Origin of the sequence: Bradyrhizobium manausense, from assembly GCF_001440035.1 — a bacterium.
Classification (GTDB): Bacteria; Pseudomonadota; Alphaproteobacteria; order Rhizobiales; family Xanthobacteraceae; genus Bradyrhizobium; species Bradyrhizobium manausense.
This window is the reverse complement of sequence record NZ_LJYG01000047.1, coordinates 58,439-65,161: the sequence shown is the minus strand read 5'-3', so window position 1 is coordinate 65,161 and position 6,723 is coordinate 58,439. Positions and strand designations below refer to the sequence as shown.

The following is a 6,723-nucleotide window of genomic DNA, read 5'->3' as shown; positions in this document are numbered from 1 at the left end:
GGGACCAGCCCGGGCCTGACGCGTTCGTGGCAACACCTCACTTCATATTCGCGATGGCGTGCAGCGCCGCGATGTAGCCAAACGGCCCCAGGCCGCAGATCACGCCCGTTGCCACGAACGAGATCTTGGAGTGGCGATGATGTTCGTCGCGGGCATGGATGTTGGAGATGTGCACCTCCAGCACCGGGCCCTCGAATATCTTGATCGCGTCCATGATCGAGACCGAGGTGAAGGACAGGCCCGCCGGATTGATGACGATGGCATCGGCATCCCGCCGCGCCGACTGGATCAGATCGACAAGCACGCCTTCATGGTTGGACTGGTGGAAGACGAGCTTGAGCCCGAGCCTGGCGGCGGCGTCCTCACAGCTCGCATTGACCTCTGCGAGCGTCGTCGTGCCGTAGATGTGCGGCTCGCGGATGCCGAGCATGTTGAGGTTGGGACCGTTGAGGATCATAACGCGCTTCATGAAAAGGTCCTTTCGGAGGCAAAAATCGAGCATGCTCTCCGGGCCAATGGCGCATGCGCTGCGAGAATCGGATGGGGTAGAGGCGGCCGCCGCGCTCTAGGAAAGCGTGTGCCGAACCGCGACGGAAGCCCAGGCCTGGCCAAGCCCGCATCTCAGTTGATGCTGCAGAGCAACATTCCCTCTCGCGCGAACTTGATCGGGATCAAGTTTCAAATTGCACGATAGGGCATTTTGCCCAAAGGCCCCCCACGGCCAAATGTGGGATAGCGCATAGACATTGGAGTTGGAATAGCTCTAAGGATAAGCGTTGTTTTGGTTAGTTCCGTCTCAGGTTGCACCGATGGATTACGCTGAATTCTTCAATTCCGCCGTGGATCGCCTCCATACCGAGCGCCGCTATCGCGTGTTCGCCGATCTGGAGCGCACGGCCGGCCGGTTTCCGCACGCGGTCTGGCATTCGCCGAAGGGCAAGCGCGACGTCGTGATCTGGTGCTCCAACGATTACCTCGGCATGGGCCAGCACCCGAAAGTGGTCGGCGCCATGGTCGAGACCGCGACCCGCGTCGGCACCGGCGCCGGCGGAACCCGCAACATCGCCGGCACGCATCATCCGCTGGTGCAGCTCGAGGCCGAGCTCGCCGACCTCCATGGCAAGGAAGCCGCGCTGCTGTTCACCTCGGGCTATGTCTCGAACCAGACCGGCATCGCCACCATTGCCAAGCTCATTCCGAATTGCCTGATCCTGTCGGACGAGCTCAACCACAATTCAATGATCGAAGGCATCCGCCAGTCCGGCTGCGAGAGGGTCGTGTTCCGCCACAACGATCTGGCCGATCTCGAGGCGAAGCTGAAGGCCGCCGGCCCGAACCGGCCGAAGCTGATCGCCTGCGAGAGCCTCTATTCCATGGACGGCGACGTCGCCCCGCTGGCCAGGATCTGCGATCTCGCCGAGAAGTATAATGCGATGACTTATGTGGACGAGGTCCACGCCGTCGGCATGTATGGCCCGCGCGGCGGCGGCATCGCCGAGCGGGACGGCGTGATGCATCGCATCGACATTCTCGAAGGCACGCTGGCGAAAGCGTTCGGCTGCCTCGGCGGCTACATCGCCGGCAACGGCCACATCATCGACGCCGTGCGCTCCTATGCGCCGGGCTTCATCTTCACCACCGCGCTGCCGCCGGCGATCTGCTCGGCCGCAACCGCCGCGATCAAGCATCTGAAGACCTCGAGCTGGGAGCGCGAGCGCCATCAGGACCGCGCCGCCCGTGTCAAGGCGATCCTCAATGCCGCGGGTCTCCCGGTGATGTCGAACGACACCCACATCGTGCCGCTGTTCGTCGGCGATCCCGAGAAGTGCAAGCAGGCCTCGGACATGCTGCTCGAGGATCACGGCATCTACATCCAGCCAATCAACTACCCCACCGTCGCCAAGGGCACCGAGCGCCTGCGCATCACGCCCTCGCCCTATCATGACGACGGCCTGATCGATCAGCTCGCCGAAGCGCTGCTGCAGGTGTGGGACCGGCTGGGCCTGCCGCTGAGCGAGAAGTCGCTGGCGGCGGAGTAGGTCACCGTCGCCGTCCCGGCTTTCGTCGAGACGACGACGAGGCTGACACCTTAACGACAACCCCGGTTCCCCGCCCGGGCCCGGCATTTCGCTGTCGCCTCTGCCCTCCCAACGCGCTAGATTTGCTGGGAAAATGAGATCGGGCACGGATTGTCGCGCCCAGGGAGACGCACGCTCGCCATGCTGCACGATTGGGGCGTGATTGCTACCGCCTTCGGCTATATCGGCTTCCTGTTCCTGGTGGCGAGCCATGGCGACCGCCGTTCGCCGGCCGGCCCCGGCCGCGCGTCCGGGCTGATCTATCCGCTGTCGCTGGCGATCTACTGCACCTCCTGGACCTTCTTCGGCTCGGTCGGCTTTGCCACCCGCACCTCGACCGACTTCCTCGCGATCTATGTCGGCCCGATCCTGATGATCGGCCTCGGCGCCGGCGTGCTTCGCCGCGTGATCCAGCTCGCGAAGGCGCACAACATCACCTCGATCGCCGACTTCATCGGCGCGCGCTACGGCAAGAGCCAGGCCGTGGCGGCGACGGTGGCGCTGATCGCCATCATCGGCTCGGTGCCCTACATCGCGCTGCAGCTCAAGGCGGTCGCCTCCTCGCTCGCAGTCATCCTGAGCGAGGACCAGGCGTTCTCCCATATCCCGATCCTCGGTGACATCGCGCTGATGGTGACGCTGGCGATGGCGGCGTTCGCGGTGCTGTTCGGCACGCGGCAGACCGACGCCACCGAGCATCAGCACGGCCTGATGCTGGCGGTTGCGACCGAATCCACCATCAAGCTGGCAGCCTTCCTCTCCGCCGGCATCTTCGTCACCTTCTGGATGTTCTCGCCGCACGAACTCATCGAGCGCGCGATGAAGACGCCGGAGGCGGTGCGCGCCATCGAGTATTCGCCGTCGATCGGCAACTTCCTCACCATGACGCTGCTGTCGCTGTGCGCTGTCATGCTGCTGCCAAGGCAGTTTCACGTCAGCGTGGTCGAGAATTCCAGCGATGCCGAGGTCAGCCGCGCGCGCTGGCTGTTCCCGCTCTATCTCGTCGCCATCAATGTGTTCGTGATCCCGATCGCGCTCGCCGGCCTCATCACCTTCCCGTTCGGCGCGGCCGATCCTGACATGTATGTGCTGGCCCTGCCGATGGAGGGCGGCGCGGGACTTCTCAGCGTCGCCGTCTTCGTCGGCGGCCTGTCGGCGGCGACCGCGATGGTGATCGTCGAATGCGTCGCGCTCTCGATCATGGTTTCGAACGACCTCGTGGTGCCGCTGGTGCTGCAACGTCGGCCCGAGGGGCGCGCCGGCGGCACCGCTTTCGGCGACTTCCTGCTGCGCTCGCGGCGGCTTGCGATCTTTGCCATCATGGTGATGGCCTATTTCTACTATCGCGCGCTCGGCAACACCCAGCTTGCGGCGATCGGCCTGTTGTCCTTTGCCGCCATCGCGCAGCTCGCACCCGCCTTTTTCGGCGGACTGTTGTGGCGGCGGGCGACCGCGCGCGGTGCCATCGGCGGCATGCTGGTCGGCTTCGCGGTGTGGTTCTACACGCTGTTCCTGCCGAGCTTCATGGACTCCTCGACCGCAGGCCTGCTGTTGCTCCAGCACGGCCCCTTCGGCATCGAGGCGCTGAGGCCGCAGGCGCTGTTCGGCGCCGATTTGCCACCGCTGATGCACGGCGTGGTCTGGTCGCTCTCGCTCAACATCCTCACCTATGTGCTGCTGTCGCTGGCGCGGCAGCCCTCCTCCATCGAGCTGGTGCAGGCCGATCTGTTCGTGCCCAACACGCTCGCGCCGATCGCGCCGAACTTCCGCCGCTGGCGCACCACCATCACGGTGCAGGACATCCAGGCCACGGTGGCGCAATATCTCGGGCCTGAGCGCACCCGGCACTCGTTCGAAGCTTTCTCGGCGCGGCGCAACATGCGGCTGGAGCCGGGAGCGCCCGCCGATTTCGAGCTGCTGCAGCACGCCGAGCACCTGATCGCCTCCTCGATCGGGGCCGCGTCCTCGCGCCTCGTGATGTCGCTGCTGCTGCGCAAGCGCACGGTCTCGGCGAAGGCCGCGCTGAAGCTGCTCGACGATTCCCATGCGGCCCTGCATTTCAACCGCGAGATCCTGCAGACGGCGCTCAACCATGTGCGCCAGGGCATCGCGGTGTTCGACGCCGATTTGCACCTGATCTGCTCCAACAGACAGTTCGGCGACCTGCTCAACGTGCCCCCGCATTTCATCCAGTTCGGTACGCCGCTGCGCGAAATCCTGGAATTCATGGGCGTGAGCGATCCCGCCGACCAGTCTGGTCGCGAGGCGATGATCGAGCAGCGGCTGGTGGCCTACACCACCGACGGCGAGCCCTATCTCGAACGCCTGCCGGAACGCCACATGGTGATCGAGGTGCTCACCAACCGGATGCCCGGCGGCGGCTTCGTCATCACATTTACAGACGTGACGCCCAGCTTCGAGGCGGCGGAAGCGCTGGAGCGCGCCAATGCGACGCTGGAAAAGCGCGTGCGCGACCGCACTGAAGAATTGACGCGCCTGAATTCGGAGCTGGCGCGGGCCAAGAGCACCGCGGAGGACGCCAGCATCTCCAAGACGCGCTTCCTCGCCGCCGCCAGCCACGACATTCTGCAGCCGCTGAATGCGGCGCGGCTCTATGTCACGAGCCTGGTCGAGCGCCAGCACAATGGCGAGGAGACGCGGCTGGTCGAGAACATCGATGAATCGCTGCAGGCGATCGAAGAGATCCTCGGCGCGCTGCTCGACATTTCCCGGCTCGATGCCGGCGCGATGGCAATCTCGATCTCGAGCTTCAAGATGGCCGATCTGATGCGCTCGCTGGAGATCGAATTTGCCCCGATCGCGCGCGCCAAGGGCCTCGATCTCACCTTCGTGCCCTGCTCGCTGCCGGTGGAGTCGGACCGGCTGCTGCTGCGGCGGCTGCTCCAGAACCTGATCTCGAACGCGATCAAATATACGCCACGCGGACGCGTGCTGGTCGGCTGCCGCCGCCGCGGAGACTCGCTCGCCATCAACGTCTACGACACCGGCGTCGGCATCCCCGCGGTCAAGCGCGGTGAGATCTTCAAGGAGTTCCACCGCCTCGAGCAGGGCGCGCGGATCGCGCGCGGCCTTGGCCTCGGACTCTCGATCGTCGAGCGGCTGGCCCGCGTGCTGGGCCACAGCATCTCCATCGACGCCAACAGGAGCGGCGGCTCGCTGTTTTCCGTGACGGTGCCGACGGCCAAGGCGGTGACGCTGACCGCGGCGGTGACCAGTGCAACGCCACTGGCGCGCACGCCGATCTCGGGCGCGCTGATCGTCTGCATCGAGAATGATGCGGCGATCCTCGACGGCATGCGGACGCTGCTGAAGGGCTGGGACGCCGAGGTGATCGCGGTCACCGATCCCGAAGGCGCGATCACGGCGATCGAGGCGGCCGGCAAGCGCGTGACCGGGCTACTGGTCGACTACCACCTCGACCGCGGCAACGGCATCGCCGCCATCCGCGAGATCCGCCGCCGCTTCGGCGACTCCATCCCCGCGATCCTGATCACCGCCGACCGCAGCCCGGCCGTGCAAAGCGCCGCGCGCGACGAGAAGATCGCGGTGCTGAACAAGCCGGTGAAGCCGGCCTCGCTGCGCGCTTTGCTCGGGCAGTGGCGCACGCAGCAGATGGTGGCGGCGGAGTAAGGCCGGCCCGCCATCGGCAATTCTCAGGCGCCAGCGTCGACATCGATCACGGCCTTGGCAAAGGCCTGAGGCGCTTCCTGCGGCAGATTGTGACCGATGCCGCCGGTGATCAGGCGATGATCGTAGCGGCCGGAGAATTTCTTGGCGTAGGCGCCGGGATCGGGATGCGGCGCGCCGTTGGCATCGCCCTCCATCGTGATCGTGGGTACGCTGATGATGGGAGCAGAAGCGAGCTTCTGTTCGATCTCCTCGTACTTCGCCTCGCCCTTTTCGAGCCCGAGTCGCCAGCGGTAATTGTGGATCGAGATCGCGACGTGGTCCTTGTTGTCGAGCGAAGCCGCGCTGCGGTCGAAAGTGGCGTCGTCGAACTTCCACTGCGGCGAGGCCAGTTTCCAGATCAGCTTGGCGAAATCATGCGTGTACTTCTCGTAGCCGGCGCGGCCGCGCTCGGTGGCGAAATAGAACTGGTACCACCATTGCAGCTCGGCGGCCGGCGGCAGCGGCGCGCTGCCCGCAGCCTGGCTGGAGATCAGATAGCCGCTGACCGATACCAGCGCGCGGCAGCGCTCCGGCCACAGCGCCGCGATGATGTCGCAGGTGCGCGCGCCCCAGTCGAAGCCGGCAAGGACGGCCTTCTTGATGTCGAGCGCATCCATCAGCGCGATGATGTCGGATGCCAGCGCGCCGGGCTCGCCATTGCGCGGCGTCTCGGTGGAGAGGAAGTTCGTCGTGCCATAGCCACGCAAATGCGGGATGATGACGCGATAGCCGGCCTTGGCCAGGATCGGCGCAACGTCGATGAAGGCGTGAATGTCGTAGGGCCAGCCGTGCAGCAGGATCGCCACCGGTCCGGTCGCGGGACCTGCTTCGGAGTAACCGACGTCGAGGACGCCGGCATTGATCTGCTTGATGGTGCCGAAGGAAGCGTTCGATGTTAGGGATGGCGCGGCTGACGTCTCGGCGTGCGCCAGGTCGATCACGCCGAGGCTGGCGG

The 6,723-nt window shown here is 65.5% G+C and carries 4 protein-coding genes; 2 read left to right on the top strand and 2 right to left on the bottom strand.

Annotated elements, in window-relative coordinates; genetic code table 11:
• Positions 1 to 37: 37 nt before the first annotated feature.
• Positions 38 to 469 carry a type II 3-dehydroquinate dehydratase gene (locus AOQ71_RS11510; RefSeq protein WP_057746818.1) on the bottom strand — a complete coding sequence of 144 codons (432 nt, stop codon included), beginning with the start codon at positions 467 to 469 and terminating at the stop codon, positions 38 to 40.
• Between the two features lie 340 nt (positions 470 to 809).
• Between AOQ71_RS11510 and hemA the strand changes: the two genes are divergently transcribed.
• Positions 810 to 2,039 (top strand): 5-aminolevulinate synthase, encoded by a 1,230-nt coding sequence (gene hemA, locus AOQ71_RS11505; RefSeq protein WP_057746109.1) that lies wholly within the window; start codon positions 810 to 812, stop codon positions 2,037 to 2,039.
• Positions 2,040 to 2,219: 180 nt separating this feature from the next.
• Positions 2,220 to 5,729 (top strand): PAS domain-containing hybrid sensor histidine kinase/response regulator, encoded by a 3,510-nt coding sequence (locus AOQ71_RS11500; RefSeq protein ID WP_057746106.1) that lies wholly within the window; start codon positions 2,220 to 2,222, stop codon positions 5,727 to 5,729.
• Between the two features lie 23 nt (positions 5,730 to 5,752).
• Here AOQ71_RS11500 and AOQ71_RS11495 read toward each other — a convergent pair.
• The coding region (locus AOQ71_RS11495) for an alpha/beta fold hydrolase (RefSeq protein WP_245316842.1) at positions 5,753 to 6,723 on the bottom strand (971 nt) is incomplete at its 5' end.

Excerpts from the sequence above, each read along its gene's own strand:
- AOQ71_RS11510 (WP_057746818.1), bottom strand. The coding sequence starts at position 469 with ATGAAGCGCGTTATGATCCTCAACGGTCCCAACCTCAACATGCTCGGC.
- hemA (WP_057746109.1), top strand. The coding sequence starts at position 810 with ATGGATTACGCTGAATTCTTCAATTCCGCCGTGGATCGCCTCCATACC.
- AOQ71_RS11500 (WP_057746106.1), top strand. The coding sequence starts at position 2,220 with ATGCTGCACGATTGGGGCGTGATTGCTACCGCCTTCGGCTATATCGGC.